The 379-nt window shown below is 70.2% G+C and carries 1 pseudogene; it reads left to right on the forward strand.

Features of this window, described 5'->3' with window-relative positions:
* Positions 1-379 (forward strand): annotated as a pseudogene (locus ACFIKI_RS08420) (DNA polymerase I); the annotation flags it as partial.

A 379-nucleotide genomic window follows, 5' to 3' on the forward strand; every position in this document is an offset into this window, starting at 1 on the left:
GGGCGTGGAGCCCGGCGCCGGTGCCTACGGCCGGCTGCGCCAGGCCGGTGCCGCCGCGCCCGAGCAACTGCCGGCCGACGAAGTGCTGCAGCGCCTCAAGCCCTGGCTGGAGGATGCGGCCCGGCCCAAGCTGGGCCAGCACGTCAAGTACGACCGCCATGTCTTCGCCAATGCCGGCATCGAGGTGCACGGCTATGTGCACGACACCATGCTGCAAAGCTATGTGCTGGAAGTGCACCGCCCGCACGGCCTGGCCAGCCTGGCGCTGCGCCACACCAACCGCACGGGCATCAGCTATGAAGACCTGTGCGGCAAGGGCGCCCACCAGATCCCGTTCGCCCAGGTGCCCGTGGACAAGGCTGCCGCCTATGCCTGCGAG

The organism is Bartonella sp. TT121SHDZB, from assembly GCF_042193415.1.
GTDB lineage: Bacteria > Pseudomonadota > Alphaproteobacteria > Rhizobiales > Rhizobiaceae > Bartonella.